Annotated in this window: 16 protein-coding genes and 1 riboswitch; of the genes, 5 read left to right on the forward strand and 11 right to left on the reverse strand. The window is 67.8% G+C overall.

The genetic code is table 11. The annotated features are described in order from the left end of the window. Nucleotides 1-2: 2 nt before the first annotated feature. Nucleotides 3-350, forward strand: a complete 348-nt coding sequence (locus QX094_RS17685) for a MerR family transcriptional regulator (RefSeq protein WP_315714045.1) — start codon at nucleotides 3-5, stop codon at nucleotides 348-350. A gap of 82 nt (nucleotides 351-432) precedes the next feature. Further along, nucleotides 433-1,104 carry a maleylacetoacetate isomerase gene (maiA, locus tag QX094_RS17690; RefSeq protein ID WP_315752695.1) on the forward strand — a complete coding sequence of 224 codons (672 nt, stop codon included), beginning with the start codon at nucleotides 433-435 and terminating at the stop codon, nucleotides 1,102-1,104. A gap of 21 nt (nucleotides 1,105-1,125) precedes the next feature. On the opposite strand, the gene QX094_RS17695 is transcribed toward maiA, so the two are convergent. The 9 genes from QX094_RS17695 to QX094_RS17735 all read right to left on the reverse strand — a co-directional run bounded on the left by QX094_RS17695 (nucleotide 1,126) and on the right by QX094_RS17735 (nucleotide 10,200). Beyond that, entirely contained in the window at nucleotides 1,126-2,295 is a 1,170-nt protein-coding gene (locus QX094_RS17695) for a TAXI family TRAP transporter solute-binding subunit (RefSeq protein WP_315752696.1), read from the reverse strand. 347 nt (nucleotides 2,296-2,642) lie between these two features. Next, nucleotides 2,643-4,874, reverse strand: a complete 2,232-nt coding sequence (locus QX094_RS17700; protein WP_316186710.1) for a tetratricopeptide repeat protein — start codon at nucleotides 4,872-4,874, stop codon at nucleotides 2,643-2,645. A 353-nt stretch (nucleotides 4,875-5,227) separates the two neighbouring features. Then, nucleotides 5,228-5,521: a DUF1330 domain-containing protein gene (locus QX094_RS17705; protein WP_316175454.1), complete on the reverse strand. Its 294-nt coding sequence runs from the start codon at nucleotides 5,519-5,521 to the stop codon at nucleotides 5,228-5,230. A gap of 182 nt (nucleotides 5,522-5,703) precedes the next feature. Further along, complete coding sequence (locus QX094_RS17710; protein WP_316175455.1) at nucleotides 5,704-6,000, reverse strand: copper-binding protein; 297 nt, start codon at nucleotides 5,998-6,000, stop codon at nucleotides 5,704-5,706. Between the two features lie 95 nt (nucleotides 6,001-6,095). Continuing rightward, complete coding sequence (locus QX094_RS17715) at nucleotides 6,096-6,554, reverse strand: cupredoxin family protein (RefSeq protein ID WP_315752700.1); 459 nt, start codon at nucleotides 6,552-6,554, stop codon at nucleotides 6,096-6,098. A 47-nt stretch (nucleotides 6,555-6,601) separates the two neighbouring features. Beyond that, the gene (locus QX094_RS17720) at nucleotides 6,602-7,936 is read right to left on the reverse strand and encodes a copper oxidase (protein ID WP_316175457.1); all 1,335 of its coding nucleotides are present in this window, start codon (nucleotides 7,934-7,936) and stop codon (nucleotides 6,602-6,604) included. 13 nt (nucleotides 7,937-7,949) lie between these two features. Further along, nucleotides 7,950-9,362, reverse strand: a complete 1,413-nt coding sequence (locus QX094_RS17725; protein WP_316175458.1) for a TolC family protein — start codon at nucleotides 9,360-9,362, stop codon at nucleotides 7,950-7,952. 10 nt (nucleotides 9,363-9,372) lie between these two features. Further along, nucleotides 9,373-9,663 (reverse strand): hypothetical protein, encoded by a 291-nt coding sequence (locus QX094_RS17730; RefSeq protein WP_316175459.1) that lies wholly within the window; start codon nucleotides 9,661-9,663, stop codon nucleotides 9,373-9,375. A gap of 69 nt (nucleotides 9,664-9,732) precedes the next feature. Continuing rightward, a complete protein-coding gene (locus QX094_RS17735; RefSeq protein WP_316188078.1) occupies nucleotides 9,733-10,200 on the reverse strand; it encodes a hypothetical protein in 468 nt (155 codons plus the stop codon). 170 nt (nucleotides 10,201-10,370) lie between these two features. On the opposite strand from QX094_RS17735, the gene QX094_RS17740 reads away from it, so the two are divergent. Next, on the forward strand, nucleotides 10,371-11,609 hold the full coding sequence (locus tag QX094_RS17740; protein ID WP_315714056.1) for an MFS transporter: 1,239 nt from the start codon (nucleotides 10,371-10,373) through the stop codon (nucleotides 11,607-11,609). Nucleotides 11,610-11,919: 310 nt separating this feature from the next. Continuing rightward, nucleotides 11,920-13,236 (forward strand): TAXI family TRAP transporter solute-binding subunit, encoded by a 1,317-nt coding sequence (locus QX094_RS17745; protein WP_315714057.1) that lies wholly within the window; start codon nucleotides 11,920-11,922, stop codon nucleotides 13,234-13,236. 19 nt (nucleotides 13,237-13,255) lie between these two features. On the opposite strand, the gene proC is transcribed toward QX094_RS17745, so the two are convergent. Together proC and QX094_RS17755 are read right to left on the reverse strand one after the other, a co-directional pair. Then, a complete protein-coding gene (proC, locus tag QX094_RS17750) occupies nucleotides 13,256-14,083 on the reverse strand; it encodes a pyrroline-5-carboxylate reductase (protein WP_315826166.1) in 828 nt (275 codons plus the stop codon). A gap of 162 nt (nucleotides 14,084-14,245) precedes the next feature. Then, nucleotides 14,246-14,746, reverse strand: coding sequence for a YbjN domain-containing protein (locus QX094_RS17755; protein WP_315714059.1), 501 nt, complete (start codon nucleotides 14,744-14,746; stop codon nucleotides 14,246-14,248). 394 nt (nucleotides 14,747-15,140) lie between these two features. After that, nucleotides 15,141-15,334, forward strand: a riboswitch (FMN riboswitch). Nucleotides 15,335-15,411: 77 nt separating this feature from the next. On the opposite strand from QX094_RS17755, the gene QX094_RS17760 reads away from it, so the two are divergent. Next, nucleotides 15,412-16,017, forward strand: coding sequence for a 6,7-dimethyl-8-ribityllumazine synthase (locus tag QX094_RS17760; protein ID WP_315826167.1), 606 nt, complete (start codon nucleotides 15,412-15,414; stop codon nucleotides 16,015-16,017). Nucleotides 16,018-16,216: the final 199 nt, after the last annotated feature.

Consider the following 16,216-nt stretch of genomic DNA (forward strand, 5'->3'; position numbering starts at 1 on the left):
CAGTGAAGATCGGCGAACTTTCCCGGAGGACGGGAGTCAGCATCCGGATGCTGCGTTACTACGAGGACGAAGGCTTGCTTGCGCCGCACCGAACCTCGTCCGGTTACCGCGACTACGGGCCGGCGGACGAGGAAGCCGTGCGCCGGATCAAACTGCTCGGCTCAGCCGGCATGACGCTCGAAACGATCAAGCAGTTGCTCCCCTGCGTGCGCAACAACCGTCCAGATTTCAGGCCTTGCGACAATTTGCGAAGAATACTGGCGCAGCAGGTCGGCCTCATCGATCAACGCATCGAGGCACTCAGCCAGAGCCGGACGATTCTCGCAGGCTTCATCTCGAGCGTGAACTGATCGCCGGATATCGAATGTCGACCGTGGGCGACGGATCGATCGAAGACGTCGACATTCACTCGCCTGCCCAGGGGGGACCCGCATGAAGCTCTATTCGTTCTGGCAGTCGCTGGCGAGCTTTCGCGTGCGCATCGCGCTCAACCTCAAGGGCATCGCCTATCAGCAGGTCGCGGTCGATGTCGACCGGCAGCAGCATCGCGACGAGGCCTATGCCGCGCTCAACCCGCAGATGGCGCTGCCGGCGCTGGTGCTCGACGACGGCACCGTGCTGACGCAGTCGCTGGCGATCCTCGAATATCTCGACGAAGCCTGTCCGGGCGCTGCGCTGCTGCCTGCCGATGCCAAGGGGCGCGCGCGGGTGAGGGCGCTGGCGGCGATGATCGCCTGCGATGCGCATCCGCTGACGACGCCGCGGGTGCAGCGCTATCTCACCGAGGTGCTGCACGTGGACGACGCGGCGCGCGCGGCCTGGCTCAGGCACTGGGCGTCGGAGATGCTGGTCGCGATCGAGGCCCAGCTTGCAGGCCATGTCGCGACCGGCCGGTTCTGCCATGGCGATGCGCCGACGATGGCCGACATCTGCCTCGCCGGCCACGCCGTCTTCGCGCGCAATAAAGGCCTCGACCTCGCCGCGACGCCGACGGTGCAGCGCGTCGTCGAGGCCGCGATGGCGCTGCCGGCGTTCGCGTCCGCCCATCCGCTGGCGCAACCCGACACGCCGGCGGCGCTGCGCCGCAAGCCGGCGGTGTCGTAGTCGACGCCACGACCATCGGCGCTATCGCGCCGGCTGGCCGCCGTCCCGCTTCATCCAGTCGCGGAACTGCTCGAACAGGACCCTGGTCTCGTCCTCGCTCATCCGCCGGCCGCCGGTCGGCGCCCGCGTGCTCATCCACTCGTCGAACTGCTGCTTGACGGCGGCGCCGTCGGCCTGCGGCGGGCGCGTGCTGGCCAGCAGCTCCTCCGCGGCGCGGAAGCGGGTCCAGCCGGGCAGCGAGGAGGCGAGGTTGATCTCGTTCCATTTCGGATGGAACGGCGGCTGCTTGAACTGGTCGAACCGCTTGAACAGATAGTCGACGAAGCGCGCGACGCGGCGGTAGCGCTCGGTCTCCGGCGGCCAGTTGTAGACCGCCAGCACCTGCGGCACGCCGATGGTCTCGACGCTCTCGCCGGGCTTGAGCAGATTGGGGTAGTCCTGCGAGGTCAGCTTGGTCGGCACGTAGTAGTCCTGCAGGCTGCGCGCAAACGGAATCGGAAGGAAGTGGAAGCCCGGCTCGGGCTTGAACTTGGCGAACAGGTCGGTCGGCTTGCCCGTGACGTGGACAACGCCGGCGATCTCGCCACTGCGCATCTTCTCCAGCGCCACCGAATTGTTGATGAACACCTTTTCCGCGCCGATCTTGAGCCGGTCGAACACGATGCCGCCGGTGAGGTTGGCGGCGCTGCCCACGGTGTTGAAGGAGACCTTCTTGCCGGCGAGATCCTCCAGCGTCCTGATCTCCGGGCGGACGTAGACATGCATCTCGTTGATGTAGAACGAGCAGATGTAGCGGATCCGGTTCTTGATGTTGGCGAGCGTGCCGTTGCGGACGAACTCGTCGAGCACGTCCGCCGAGGTGATGGTGACGTCGACGCCGCGCAGATACAGCAGGTCCTCGATGTTGCCGAGCGCGCCGTAGGTCACCATCGGCAGCACGCGCAGGTTCGGGCGGTCGTCGAGCACCTTGGCCATCTCGGCGGCAAAACGGATGTTGGTGCCTTCGAGCAGGCCGCCGGCGACGCCGACCGTCCATTCGTTGGACTCCTGCAGCTTGCCGCCTTCGCCGGCCGCAGCGGCCGTTGCCGCCGCCGGCCTTCCGGTCCGCGCCGTCTGTGCCATGGCCGGCAGCAACGGTGCCGCCAGACTCAATCCCGCCGCAACGACGCAACTCAACAACGCGACCCGCATGCCCCAAATTCCTCCGTTGCCGGCCACACGGCGATCGTGAGGCGCGGCCGATTTTCGCGCATTATCTCCTTGGTTGAGGAATGAGGTCTACTACTCGCCGGTTGGGCGCAACCGGAGCTGCTGCGAGGCGCATCCTCGCCACCAAAAAGCCATGGGCTTGATTGCGCCTTGGTGTGGACGGAGAAACGCCGTGGTATCAGTCCGAGAGTCGCGCGAGATTGCACGCGGCCAAAATGGCATAGCGGAAATCGATGCAGCTTGCGGTTGCAGGGGGGCGGTCGAAGCCGGACGTTCGTGCGATCGGTCGTCGAGGGCTGCTGCGAGATCGAGGCCTTGGCACGGCGCGATCAGGCGCCGGCCTTGCTTCCCTTGGCGCAATAGTCCCGCCAGAACTGCCGATAGCCGGCTTCGACGCAGCGCGTGTAGTTGGCGACGTCGCCAGCCGCCGAGCGCGCGACCAGGCCGGGCAGTTCGGGCCGCAGCTTCACCAGCAGCTCGGGCCGCGCGGCAAAGCTCTTGGCGATCCGGATGTAGCCGTCATCATCGCCTGCGACCCAGTCGGCGAGGCCGGCCGCGGTCAGGATGCCGCCGGCGGCGCGCGAGGCCGCGCCGGCGCCGAGCTTGGCGACGACCGGCACGCCCATGTAGAGCGATTCGAACGTCGAGATGCCGCCGTTCTGCGGGAACGGGTCGAGCGAGATGTCGATGCGCTCGTAGGACTTGAGATGCTCGACGCGCTCGCTGGCGCCGAGGCAGAGGATGCGCGCCTCGGGCACGCCGTGTGCGACGAAGCGGGCGAGCAGCCCGTCGCGCACCGCGGGATCGTTCAGCGCGAGATGCTTGACGACGAGCTTCGCGTCAGGGATCTCGGCGAGCAGCCGCGCCCACAGCGCGATCGCCGCGTCGGAGATCTTGTCGATGCGGTTGTAGACGCCGAAGGTGACGTGGCCGTTCGTCAGCATCGGCAGCGGCGACGGCGGAACGTCGAGCACCGGATCGATCGTGATCACCGAGGGCAGGTCGTGGACGTGCTCGGCGAACAGCGGCCGGACGCTCTCGGGCACCGTGACCGGATCGGCGAAGAAGTAGTCCATGGTGGCAAGGCCCGTGCCGGTGCCGCTGCCCCAGGCCGTGACCTGGATCGGCGCCGGCTTGCGCGCGAACACCGGCATGCGCGTGCCCGTGGTGTAGCCGGAGAGATCGACCAGGATGTCGACGCCGTCGGCCTGGATGCGGTCGGCGAGCTCGTCGTCGGACAGGCTCGAGGCCTCGACCCAGACGTCGGCGATCGATTGGAACGTCGCGGTGTAGGAATCGTGCCGCGGCGAGGTCGAGTAGCAGTTGACCTGGACCTGCGTCTTGTCGTGGCCGCGCAGCACGGGCAGGAAGGCGAAGGCCGCCGAATGCATGCGGAAGTCGGCCGAGACGTAGCCGACGACGATGCGCCGGTCGGGATCGAGCGAACGTGGCGCAAGCTTGCGGCGCGGGAATCTGGAGCCGACCGCCATCCACCAATATTGCCGCGCCGCCTGCTGGACCGCGAAGTCGGCGCCGGGCAGGAAATCGAGATAGAAGATCTTCTTGGTGATCGCCTCGTCATAGTCCGGCTGCACCGCGAGCGCCTGGTCGAACTGGGCGATGGCGCCTGCGACGTCGCCGAGCCGGCCGCGACAGGCGCCGAGCAAAGTGAGCGCGACCTGCGCCTTCGGATTGGTGTCGAGCACGCGCTTGCAGGCGGCCATCGCCTGCGCGACGTTGCCGTTGAGGATGCAGATCTGCGCCTTGCCCTGCCATCCCAGTTGCAGATTGGGATCGAGCGTCACGGCGGCGTCGAAATCGGCTTCGGCTTCCGCCGTGCGTCCGGAGATCATGTAGAGCCGGCCGCGATGCGCCCGCAGCTCGGCGTGGGCCGGGCGTGCCGCCAGTGCCGCATTGAAGGTCGCTTCCGCCAGCTCGAAATGGTGCAGCTCGAGATGGGCGAGGCCCTTGTTGACCGTGGCCTCGAAATGGTTCGGGTTGAAGGCCAGCGCGCGCTCGGCGCTGGCGGCAGCGGCGTCCCACCGCCGCAGCATCAGCTCGGCGACGCTGCGATTGCACCAGGCATCGACGTCGTCCGGCTTGAGCTCGAGGGCACGGGTCGCGGCCGCGAGCGAGGCCTCGCCCTGTCCGAGCCGCAGCAGCGCGATTGCGAGGTTGCGCAAGGTGATCGGCGCATTCGGGCGCAGCGCCAGCGATCGCTCCAGCGCGGCGCGCGCCTCCTCGTAGCGCTCGCAATTGATCAGCGCCCAGCCGAGATTGGACTGCGCGTCGGCGGAATTCGGCTCCATCGCGACGGCCTGCGTCAGGAAGGCGGTGGCCTCGGCGAAGCGCGCCGATGACACCAGCGACACGCCGAGCAGATGCATGGCATCGAAGCAGCCGGGGACCTCCTGCAGCAGCTTCGCGCACAGCGCCTGCGCCTCCGCCTGGCGTCCGGCCTGGAAGGCCTTGTACGCCGTCGTCAGCTGCGTCTCGACGAGCTTCTTCTGCTTCTTTTCCTGCCGCGCCTTCTGGAAGGCGCGCGAACCGACGGTGCTCAAGGACTTGGGTCTCCGGACAGACAGGACGGCATGGCGTCGGACGCCGCAGCGGCGCGCTGCGGCCGGCAACCGGGCCGCCGCCATGCCCGGCGGCAGCAAAGCCCAGGATGTCCTGTGGTCGTCCGGTCGCCGGCCACGCGCAGCGCGACGCGGCGAAGCTTGCCCGCGCCATGGTTAGCAAATGGTTAACGGGAGGACGGAGGGAACTTGTCGCGCCCGCGAATGCCCAGGGAGCGACGGGGCAGTTCGCGCAGGGCGGATCAGCGCCGCGTGATCCGCCAGCTGCGGATGTCACGCCGACGATAGGGCGCCTCCTTGGCTCGGCACAGCCTTCCGGCACAACATTGCAGCGCTCACTCCGCGCAGCCGTCGACCAGCACCAACCGGCTCGACGTGGTGCGGTGACGGATCGCGAACAGGTCCTGGATCTCGGGATCACCAAGGAAGTCGGTGGCGTTCTGGCGCGACGGGAATTCCAGGATCACGATGCGCTCTGGCGTCCAGCCGCCTTCGACCGGCGTGGGCACTGCGCCCTGGACGATGTAGCGGCCGCCATGCCTCGCGATGAAGGCGGGGATCCGTTCGATGTAGACCTTGAACGCCGCGAAGTCGTGAACGGCGAGATCGAGGACGAGATAGGCTTTCATGGCATGCTCCGCGCAGGGAGCCGCGATCATACGATCCGAACTTGGAATGCAAACCCATCCGGCCGCCGGTTCGTGGCCTGATCCATCCGCACGTCATTCCGGGCTCGCGCTGTCCGGCGACGTCGTCGCCGCGCGCGCCCCGGAATGGCGGTGGAGAAGGGGACGGCTCGAAACGCTGCCGCCTACTTGCCCTTCTCGATCTTGGTCACCGTGTAGCCGGAGGCGTCCTCGACCGCCTCGAACTTCACCTTGTCGCCGGCCTTGAGGCCTTTCAGCAGCGCAGCGTCCTTGACGCGGTAGACCATGGTCATGGCCCCGTCCATGCCAAGACTCTTGGCCGGGCCGTGGTGGAGGGTGATCTTGGCGTTGGCCTCATCGACCTTCTTGACGTCGCCGCTGATGGCCTCGGCGGCGAGGGCAGGGGTCGCGAGAGCGAGAACCAACGCGGCGGCGGTCGTGAGCTGAGAGAACGACTTCATGATGTGTTTCCTTCTACTGGTGAACTCATGGCGAGGCGTAGGGCGAATGACGCGGCGATGATCCGCCCTACGCGTTGTCAAGACGGCTTCATCCGTCACTTCACGGCAACGTGGCCGGTCATGCCGAACTCGCGATGATCTGGGATCAGGCAGGAATATTCGAACGTGCCGGGCTTGGTGAACCGCCACAGCAGCTCGGCGGTCTTGTTCGGCGCGAGCCGGGCGCCGTTGGGCTCGTCGTGCTCCATATGCGGGTGCTTCTTCATGACCGCGGCGTGCTTCAGGTTCTCGGCCTTGGTGGCGAGCAGGAACTCGTGATCCTCCTTGCCGGTGTTGCGCAGCACGAAGCGGATCTGCTCGCCGCGCTTCACCTCGATGCGCGCCGGCGTGAACTCCATCTCGCTCAGCAGCACCTCGATGGTGCGTGACGGCTGTTTGGGATCACCCGGCTCACCGGCGGAATAGCCGCGCGATCCGTGCTGCTCATGGCCACGGGCCGGTGCTACGATCAGAGCGGCCGCCGCCATTGCGCTGATCGCGAATGCAGTCTTCATGGATATCTCCTGATGGTGGTCGTCGGTTGATGCGGTGTTTGGTGAATTCAGCGCTGGGTGCGGACCTGCGTCGGTGCGCCGTCGCTTCGCCGCACCGGCTCCGGCGCGCTTGCGACCTCGTAGGCCACGGTGCCCTTGGGGAACTGATACGGGCCGGGATCGCGGTAGTCGTCGCGGGCGAGGCCCTCGCGCACCTTCACGGTCGTGAACATGCCGCCCATCTCGATCGGCCCGAACTGGCCGCTGCCGGTCATCATCGGCAGCGTGTTGTCGGGGGCCGGCATCTCCATGTTGCCCATCGCCATGCCGGTGTTGCCCATCACCATGCCGTCGGGCGCGAGCTTGCCGACGGCGGCGGCCAGCTCCTTGCGCGGCACGCCGATCAGGTTGCGCATGTCGTGGCCCATCGCATTCATCGTGTGATGCGACTTGTGGCAATGGAACGCCCAGTCGCCGGGGTTGTCGGCGGTGAAGTCGAGCACGCGCACCGCGCCGACCGGCACGTCGGTCGTGGTCTCCGGGAATTGCGCCGTTTCGGGAAGCCAGCCGCCGTCGGTGCCGATCACCTTGAACTTGTGGCCGTGGAGGTGGATCGGATGGTTGGTCATGGTGAGATTGCCGATGCGGATGCGGACGCGATCGCCGAGCCGCACCGGCAAGGAATCGATGCCGGGAAACACCCGCGCATTCCAGGTCCACATGTTGAAGTCGGTCATCTCGTTGACCTTCGGCAGATAGCTGCCGGGCTCGATGCGGTAGGTCGACATCACGAATACGAAGTCGCGGTCGACCGGCGGCGGCAGGTTGTCGCGCGGATGCACGACGATCATGCCCATCATGCCCATCGCCATCTGCACCATCTCGTCGGCGTGCGGGTGATACATGAAGGTGCCGGCATGCTTCATCTCGAACTCGTAGACGAAGGTCTTGCCGGGCTTGATGTGCGGCTGCGTCAGTCCGCCGACGCCGTCCATGCCGCAGGGCAGGATCACGCCGTGCCAGTGCACGGTGGTGTATTCCGGCAATTTGTTGGTGACGAAGATCCTGAGCTTGTCGCCCTCGACCGCCTCGATGGTCGGGCCCGGCGATTGGCCGTTGTAGCCCCACAGATGCGTGGTCATGCCGGGCGCGAACTCGCGCGTGACCGGCTCGGCGACGAGATGGAATTCCTTCCAGTCGCCGTTCATGCGGAACGGCAGCGACCAGCCGTTGAGCGTGACCACCGGCTGATAGTCGGGGCCGGCGCTGGGATGCAGCGGCGGCTGCATCACGGTCTTGTCCATGGTCGGCGCCTCCGGAATGGAAGCAGCCTGGACGCGGCCGGAGACGGCGGAGGCGCCGGCCAGCGCCGCGGAGCCGAGCAGGGTTCGGCGGGACAACATGTTGGCTCTCCTCTCAGTCGTTGCTTGGCGCGAGCGCGCTCGCGGTCTGCTGTGCGCTGTCTTCGCCGCTCGCGACTCCGCCGTTGACGGCGGCCGACAGCTCGGCCTCGGCGAGGAAGAAGTCTCTGACGGCGTCGATCGCGGCGCGGCGCGAGGCCAGGCGCTGCCGCGCCTCGAGCAGCAGCGCGAAGATGTCGACCTGCATGCTGGAATAGCGCAGCTGCATCTCCTCGCTGATGATCCGGCGCAGCGGCAGCACCTCGCGGGCGTAATGGCCGGCGATGTCGAAGGCCGCGCGGTAGCTGCGATAGGCGTCGCGCGCCTCGGAGCGGACGGTGACGGCGCGCTCGGTCAGGCGGTTGAAGGCGATGTTGTAGGTCTCGGCCGCCTGCCGCACGCGGACCTCGCCGCCGTCGAAGATCGGGATCTGGAACTGCACGTCGTAGCCGCGTTCGCGGATGACGCGGCCGTCGGGCTCGACGGTCTTGCGGTCGAGGCCGGCGAGATCGAGCAACGTGACGAAGCGCGTCGCCTCGCTGAGCTGCAGCGCGGTGGCGAGCGCCGTGAGCTCGAGGCGGGCGACCTGCAGATCGATGCGATGGCCGACGGCATCGGCCTCGACGAAGGGCTGGCTCAGCGGGCGGCGCGGCAGCGCCGGCAGCCGATCGGGCAGGCGGAAATTCAGATCGTCGCCCCACAGGCCCATCAGACGGATCAGCCGCTCGCGGGCGCTTCCTGCGGCACGGCGGGCGGTGGCGAGCTCGGCCGTGGTCTCGGCATAGAACACCTGCTCGCGCGCCTGATCGAGCCGGTTGAGCGCGCCGGTCTCGCCGAGCTTCGAGGCGAGCTTCGCGGTCGCCTCCGCGGCCGATTGCGCCTCGACGAGAAGGCCGACCAGCTCGTTGGCGGCGACGGCGCGGACCTGCGCGCGGCGGACCTCCGCGGCGAGCCGCAGTGTCGCCAGCGCGGCCTTCAATTGTGCCTGGCGAAACCGCTCGCGCGCGATCTCCGAGCGCAGCGGCAAGGTGGCGAGCGCGAGGATGTCGCCGGCGACCTGACGCTCGGCCTCCAGCGCGCCGTCGCCGCTGATGCGCATGAGGGAGAAGGTCGGGTTGGGCGGCAGGCTGGCCTCCACCATGTCCGCCTCGCTGAGCGCGAGGGCGCTGTAGGCGGCCTGCAGGCCCTTGTTGTTGAACAGCGCGACCTGCACGGCGGCATCGGCCGACAAGGGCCGGGCGAGCAGCCGGCGCGTCGCAGCGCGGACGCGCTCAGCGTCGTCATCGCCTCTCACCGAGGCGACCTCCTTGCCGGTGATGTGGCCGGCGATGTCCGCGACGGCGCTCATGCCGCCGTCCGCCGAGAACGAGGCACAGCCTGCGAGCGCAAGTGCTGCGGCGAGCGCCGCGAGCCTGATGGTCCCCTGCATGTGGCGCTCCTTAGCGGCTCGGCTCAGGGCGCGGTGCGCCGGGGTCGGCGCGCTGGCCCCATGCGGCCGGCGCGGCCGGGCGCAGCGGCGTGTAGGGTCCGACGACGCCCGACATGCGCACGGGCGCAGCGTTCGCCGCCGGATCGGCCGGATCAGCCCCGGCTAACGCGACCGTGCGCGGCTGGCAGGCGGCGAGGCTCGTCGCGGCAAGCAGCGTCAATGCGCCGGCGACGACGGAGAATGGCAGGCTGCGCCGCGCCGGACATGCGGCAGCGGGCGTCGCCCTGGATTGCGACAACATGAGGTATCCTTGGTCTGATGAAACGCGAGCGGCCGCGCGTCGTTTGCGCGCGAAGCCGGGATCGTTCGCTCAGGCCAGGACGATGGGGGGACGGTACAGGCGCGGCGGCGTGCGGCCGGGCAGGCCTTCGTCGCGCGCAACGACGCCGGTGGCAGCGAGGCGGGCGGGGAGGGCGACTGCCGGCAGCGTGGCGGCCAGGCCCACGGCGCACATCATGGCGCAGCACGGACCCGGCATCTTGCCATGATCGTGGTGCGACGGTGCGGGAGCTGGAGCGTGCATTCCGGCGTCGGCGACAGGATGAGCATGATGATGGGCGTGCGCCGCAATTGTCTGCGGCATCGCCGTCATGACCATCTCGTGGCGAGCCGCGTCGTGAGGCGAGACCACGGCGCCAACGACGGTCTCGTCGAGACAGGGCGCCGCCCCCGCGCCGAGCGCGAGCGCCACGCCGGGGCTGACCACGCAGACGAGGTAAGCAAGGACGAGCAGCCGTCCTGCCACCATCAGCATCTTCCGTGTCAGTCCCAACGACATGCGCGGCCAATCACTCCAATCCGGCGCGCAACCTAATGATAAAGCGTTGCGCCGCCAAGAGGGCCGAACCGTGATCGTGCAGATCCCTCCTGTTGCGCTGCTTCTGCATGCCCATTGCCGCAGCAATGTGGCTTGACCTGATGCGGTGCGGCAACGAAGTTGCTGAAATCGTGCACGGACCCAATACAAGATTCGAGCAAGCGCCTCATTTCATTCCGGACTCGCGCCAGGCCTGGGCGCGGCTGGCGCTTGCGCTCGTCATCGGTTCCATCGGCGGCGCGGGGATGTGGACCGTCGTCGTCGTTCTGCCGGTCGTGCAGGCCGAGTTCGCCGCCAGCCGCGGCGCGGTCTCGCTGGCCTACACGCTGACGATGTTCGGCTTCGGCCTCGGCGGCGTCATCGTCGGCCGGATCACCGACCGCTTCGGCATCGTCACCGCAATGGCGCTCAGCATCGCGACGACGGCCGCGGCCTATCTGCTCGCCGGCGCCTCGGTGACGCTGTGGCAGTTTCAGGCGGTGTATTTCCTGGTCGGGCTCGGCTCGTCCGTCACCTTCGCGCCGCTGATGGCGGAGGCGTCGCACTGGTTCGTGCGCTATCGCGGCCTCGCCGTCACCATCGTCGCCTCCGGCAACTACGTCGCCGGCACGGTATGGCCGCCGCTGGTGAATTGGGGCGTGCAGCAGATCGGCTGGCGCGCCAGCCATGTCGCGCTCGGTGTGTTCTGCGCGGTGACGATGAGCGCGCTGCTCCTGGTGTTGCGCGCCCGCATGGATGGCGCCGGCGCGCAGAATCATGCCAGCGCGGCGCCGCCGCAACTGGAGCTGCCGATCTCCACCAATGCGCTGACGGTGCTGCTCAGCGTCGCCGCGATCGCCTGCTGCGTGGCGATGGCGATGCCGCAGGTGCACATCGTCGCCTATTGCGGCGATCTCGGCTACGGCGTCGCCATCGGCGCGCAGATGCTGTCCTTGATGATGGCGCTCGGCATCGTCAGCCGGATCGGCTCCGGCTTTCTCGCCGATCGCATCGGCGGCGTCAGAACCTTGCTGATCGGCTCGCTGGCGCAGGGTTTTGCGCTGCTGTTCTATCTGTTCTTCGACGGCCTGACGTCGCTCTATCTGATATCGGGCATGTTCGGCCTGTTCCAGGGCGGCATCGTACCGAGCTATGCGATCATCGTGCGTGAGGCGATGCCGGCGCGCGAGGCCGCCACCCGAGTCGGCATCATCATCTTCGCCTCGGTGTTCGGCATGTCGTTCGGCGGCTGGGTCTCGGGCGTCATCTTCGACGCCACGGGGTCCTATTCGGCGGCCTTCGCCAACGGCATCGCGTGGAATGGCCTGAACTTGGCCATCGTCGTGACGCTGCTGATCCTGGCACGACGGCAACACCGGCTGGCAGCCTGAAACAAGAGGCGTTGCACGAGAGCCACAGCCGGAGCCCAATATCCGGCTTATATGCACGTCGTCATACAAAATCCCGGCGGCCGCCGCAAATCGATCGAATCACGTCACGCAACTATGGAACTCGATCGGAGCCGATCGCGGCCATTTGGCCTCGGGCGCGCTCCGCATCGCGAGGTTGGTTGTCGCGAGGTCTCAGCCGAGGCCGCGGTCGCCCGTCGCATGCCTGACGCAGGCAGGCCTCGAGGTGAATGCTCCGGACGGGTCGAGAACGCTGCGGCGGCATCGCGATGGTGCAGGAGGCCGTTGCGCTATGTCCATCGTCACGAAGGCAGCTTCGCAAGTCGCGCTCGCCGCGCTCGCAGCCGGACTCATGCTGAGCCAGGCATCGGCGCAGGCCTGGCCGCAGCTGCAACAACAACCGCCGCAGCCGCCGCGCCCGGCAGCGACCCGCTCCATCATCGTGCCCGTCGCCCCGGCCGCCCGGCCGAACGGCGCGCCCGTGATCCCCGCGCCGCCACGTCCCGCCGGCCTGCCGGCGTCGCTGTCGCCCGCGCCCGGTAGCGGGCCGGACGTGTGGCGGCTGCCCAACCCGACCGACGTCAACGACGGCACCGTCACCATCATCACCGCGCCGGCCGGCGGCGCCACCTCCGTGTTCGGCTCGGACATGGCACGCGTGCTCGATGATCAGACCAACGTCCGCGTGCTGCCGGTGCTCGGCAAGGGACCGGTGCGCAACGTCTCGGATATTCTGTTCCTGAAGAGCATCGACATGGGCGCGGTCGCCGCCGACGTGCCCGAATTCTATCGCCTGCAATACGGCATTCCCGACATCACCTCGCAGCTCCGCTACATCGCGCGGCTCTATCACAACGAGATCCATGTCATCGCGCGCTCCTCGATCCGCTCGATCTTCGATCTCAACGGCAAGCGCGTCATCGCGCCGACCGATGTCGGCTTCTATTCCGCGCGCGTGATCTTCAACCGGCTCGGCCTGACGGCGTCGTTCGACTACGCGACCGATGACGCCAAATCGATCCAGAAGCTGATCGATGGCGACGCCGACGCCTACATCGTCTCCACCGGCAAGGTGTTCCAGCTCGCCCGCAACATCAGGAACGACAACCGCGCGCTGCACCTGGTGACGATCCCCTACGACCGCCGGCTGCAGGACCTCTATCTGCCGACGACATTGTCCTCCGAGGAATATCCGAACCTGCTCAACCCCGGCGAGACGATCGAGACGGTGGCGATCGGCATGCTGCTCGTCAGCTACAATTGGCCGGAGAATACCGAGCGCTACCGAAAGGTGGCGCGCTTCGTCGAGGCGTTCTTCGCCAACTACGACGAGTTCATGAAGCCGCCGCGGCATCCGAAATGGCGGGAGTCGAGCATCGTCGCCGCGATCCCGAACTGGAAGCGGTTCAAGGCTGCGGAAGAGTGGCTGCTGGCGCACAACATGGTGCCGCGGCCGCAGGTCGCCGACGTGCGCCAGACCCAGTTCGAGAGCTTCGTGCGCCAGAGCGGGGGACAGCTGTCGAACGATCCGGCTGAGCGCAGCGCCCTGTTCCGCCAGTTCCTGCAATGGCGCCAGCAGCATGGCGGGCCGCCGACGCCGTCGCGCTGAGCTGTCAGCTCGCGGTTGTCTACTTCGCGAGCTCTTTCGAACGCGCCGTGGCCGCCGCGACCGCCTTGGTCAGCAGCGGCTGGAAGCCGTCGGCTCCCATCAGCACCGACAGCGCCGCCGCGGTGGTGCCGCCCGGCGAGGTGACGTTCTGGCGCAGGGTGGCGGACGGCAGGTCCGATTGGCGCAGCAGCTCGCCGGCGCCCGACACGGTGTGGCGCGCGAGCTTCGTCGCCAGGGACTCGGGCAGGCCGGCGGCGACGCCGGCGCGGGCGAGCTCCTCGGCGAGCAGGAACACATAGGCGGGCCCCGAGCCGGACACGGCAGTCACCGCGTCCATCAGCGCCTCCTCGTCGACCCATTCCACCGCGCCGGTGGCACGCAGCAGCGCGTCCGTCAGCCCCCGCTGCGCGGCGCTGACGTTGCCGGCCGGCACGGCCACGGTGATGCCCCGGCCGATCGCGGCGGGCGTATTCGGCATCGCGCGCACGACCGCGCCGCCGATCGTTTGCTGCAGGCCGGCGATCGTCGTCCCCGCCATGATCGACAGCACCAGCGTCGCGTCGCCGACCCACGGCTTCAAGGCGGGGCCGGCGTCGGGGAACATCTGCGGCTTGACGGCAACGATGACGACCTCGGCCGGCGCGGTCGCCGTCGGATTGAGGCGGACGCCTCGGGCCTTTAGCGCCGTGATCTCGGCCGACGGCATCGGCTCGATCACGACCACGCGCGCGGGATCGAGCCCGCCGGCCAGCCACCCGGTCAGCATTGCCCCGCCCATCTTGCCGGCGCCGGCCAGCACGATGGTGCCGGTGAGCTGATGAAGCAGGTTGTTGTCCGCTGATGTCACGACGCACTCCGCTGTCGTCCCTGCGAAAGCAGGGACCCATAACCACCGGCGGTTCTAGTGGAGCAGGGGCAGAGCGACAAGTGTCGCGCGCCACACGGACATCACGCGGTATGGGTCCCTGCGTGCGCAGGGACGACACCGCGTGTCAGGAAGCGGCGGCGGCTACGCCTCGCCCTCTGTATCGAACAGCGCCGCCGCCATGGCCTCCTGGGTCGACTTGCCGGCCCAGACCACGAACTGGAAGGCCGGGAAATAGCGCTCGCAGGCGTGGATGGCGCCCGCCAGCATGCTCTCGCATTGCAGTCCCGACGCGGTGATCCCGCCGGGCAGCACCAGGGCCTGGCGGTGCATCACCATGCCGGTGTGGGTCCAGATGTCGAAATGACCGAGCCAGAGCTGCTCGTTGATCGCGGCGATCAGCCGCTGCACCTCGGCGCGGCGCGCCTCGGGAATCTTCATGTCGAAGGCACAGGCCAGATGCAGCGCCTCGATCTCCGCCATCCAGGTGAAGGAAAGCTGATAGTCGGTCCACTGGCCCTTGGAGGCGATCGTGATCTCGTCCTCGCCGGAGCGCTCGAACATCCAATTGTTGTCGGCCGCAATGGTCTCGACCACGCTCAGCGGATGATCTGCGGAATCGATAGTGCTTTCGAGCAGGGACATGCCGTCTCGACCTCGTCTTCTTGATCTCGTTGGTACATACGCGGCGACCCGGCCCACGCCCTCTCGGCGCTTCGCGACCCGGCTTGCAGTCCCGGAGGTACCCCGAGGCGTGCGAGGACAAACTGATGTGATTTGCGGAATCTGCGCAACGGGGGGGCGAGTCCGTCCACAGCCAAACACCGCTTCGTCCACAACTCCTGTCCGGCCTGTGGAATCATCGGCGAACGAGAACAAAACGGAATCGGACTCGCCGCAGCCGCTCGGTCTGAGGTGATTTGGCCGCGGGAACGACCGTGAGCGTCTGCATGGCCGCCCGTCGCGGACCGCGGGCGTGAGGCCTTGCCGCAGCCGCCGACCGCCTGCATAGTTCATTCAGGCCGTCCATCCGGGCGGCCGATGTTCTCAGGGCGGGGTGAAATTCCCCACCGGCGGTAAGCGTTCTCGGTCGAGCGCGAGCCCGCGAGCGCCTTCTCGGCAAGGCACGGTCTGGAGAATTCTGTTCTCCGGAACGCGTCGCGCAGAGAAGGGTCAGCAGATTCGGTGCGATTCCGAAGCCGACGGTCACAGTCCGGATGAAAGAGAACGGGTCCCGGCACCCCGCGCAATCCCGCGTGGGGGCGTCGTCGTTCCGTGTGCCCTGATTCTGGTCTCTGACGAGGACAACCATGAATCAGATGTTGCAAGACGCGCCTACTGATACGCCCACCGACACCATCGCTGTAGGAACGTCGCCGCCGGCGGATACGCCGGTCGCGTTACCGCCCGACGAGTCGCCACCGGCGCCGTCGCATCCGCGCTTCAGCAAGCCGCAGCGCGTCGCCTTCGTGCAATCGGCCTGGCATCGCGACGTCGTCGCCGAATGCCGTCTGGCCTTTCTCGACGAGATCGAGGCGCGCCACATCCCGCGCGATCGTGTCGACATCTTCGAGGTGCCAGGCTCGTTCGAGATCCCGCTGCATGCGCAGCTCCTGGCCAAGACGCGGCGCTATACCGCGATCGTCGCGGCCGGCCTCGTCGTCGACGGCGGCATCTACCGCCACGAATTCGTCGCCGACACCGTCATCAAGGCGCTGATGGACGTGCAATTGCGCACCGAGGTGCCGGTGTTCTCCGCGGTGCTGACGCCGCAGCAATTCCACGAGACGCAGGCGCATTTCGAGTTCTTCCGCAAGCATTTTGCGACCAAGGGCATCGAGGTGGCGACCGCCTGCGCCGAGACGCTGCTGAGCCTGGAGCGGCTGCGCAGCCAGGTCGCGGCGGGGATTATCTGAGGCGGACGGTGTGTGGCCGGTCACGGCCGGCCACACATGCTTCAGTGTCGGGAGCCGAGGTCTCACCGCGACGGCGGCCTGCTCCCCTCCCCGCAAGGGGGAGGGGAACTCACCGCGTTCGCCGCTCCAGATCGAATCCAACGTCTGGCGCCACGCCAATCAAGCTTGCCGCCCTCGCTTGTCCCCCAGCGACAACGCG

Source organism: Bradyrhizobium sp. SZCCHNS1050 (genome assembly GCF_032484785.1).
Taxonomy (GTDB): domain Bacteria; phylum Pseudomonadota; class Alphaproteobacteria; order Rhizobiales; family Xanthobacteraceae; genus Bradyrhizobium.

What these genes read in the sequence shown, in the direction of transcription:
- maiA (WP_315752695.1), top strand. Translation starts at nt 433, where the DNA reads ATGAAGCTCTATTCGTTCTGGCAGTCGCTGGCGAGCTTTCGCGTGCGC.
- QX094_RS17695 (WP_315752696.1), bottom strand. Translation starts at nt 2,295, where the DNA reads ATGCGGGTCGCGTTGTTGAGTTGCGTCGTTGCGGCGGGATTGAGTCTG.
- QX094_RS17705 (WP_316175454.1), bottom strand. Translation starts at nt 5,521, where the DNA reads ATGAAAGCCTATCTCGTCCTCGATCTCGCCGTTCACGACTTCGCGGCG.
- QX094_RS17710 (WP_316175455.1), bottom strand. Translation starts at nt 6,000, where the DNA reads ATGAAGTCGTTCTCTCAGCTCACGACCGCCGCCGCGTTGGTTCTCGCT.
- QX094_RS17715 (WP_315752700.1), bottom strand. Translation starts at nt 6,554, where the DNA reads ATGAAGACTGCATTCGCGATCAGCGCAATGGCGGCGGCCGCTCTGATC.
- QX094_RS17720 (WP_316175457.1), bottom strand. Translation starts at nt 7,936, where the DNA reads ATGTTGTCCCGCCGAACCCTGCTCGGCTCCGCGGCGCTGGCCGGCGCC.
- QX094_RS17725 (WP_316175458.1), bottom strand. Translation starts at nt 9,362, where the DNA reads ATGCAGGGGACCATCAGGCTCGCGGCGCTCGCCGCAGCACTTGCGCTC.
- QX094_RS17730 (WP_316175459.1), bottom strand. Translation starts at nt 9,663, where the DNA reads ATGTTGTCGCAATCCAGGGCGACGCCCGCTGCCGCATGTCCGGCGCGG.
- QX094_RS17735 (WP_316188078.1), bottom strand. Translation starts at nt 10,200, where the DNA reads ATGTCGTTGGGACTGACACGGAAGATGCTGATGGTGGCAGGACGGCTG.
- QX094_RS17745 (WP_315714057.1), top strand. Translation starts at nt 11,920, where the DNA reads ATGTCCATCGTCACGAAGGCAGCTTCGCAAGTCGCGCTCGCCGCGCTC.
- QX094_RS17755 (WP_315714059.1), bottom strand. Translation starts at nt 14,746, where the DNA reads ATGTCCCTGCTCGAAAGCACTATCGATTCCGCAGATCATCCGCTGAGC.
- QX094_RS17760 (WP_315826167.1), top strand. Translation starts at nt 15,412, where the DNA reads ATGAATCAGATGTTGCAAGACGCGCCTACTGATACGCCCACCGACACC.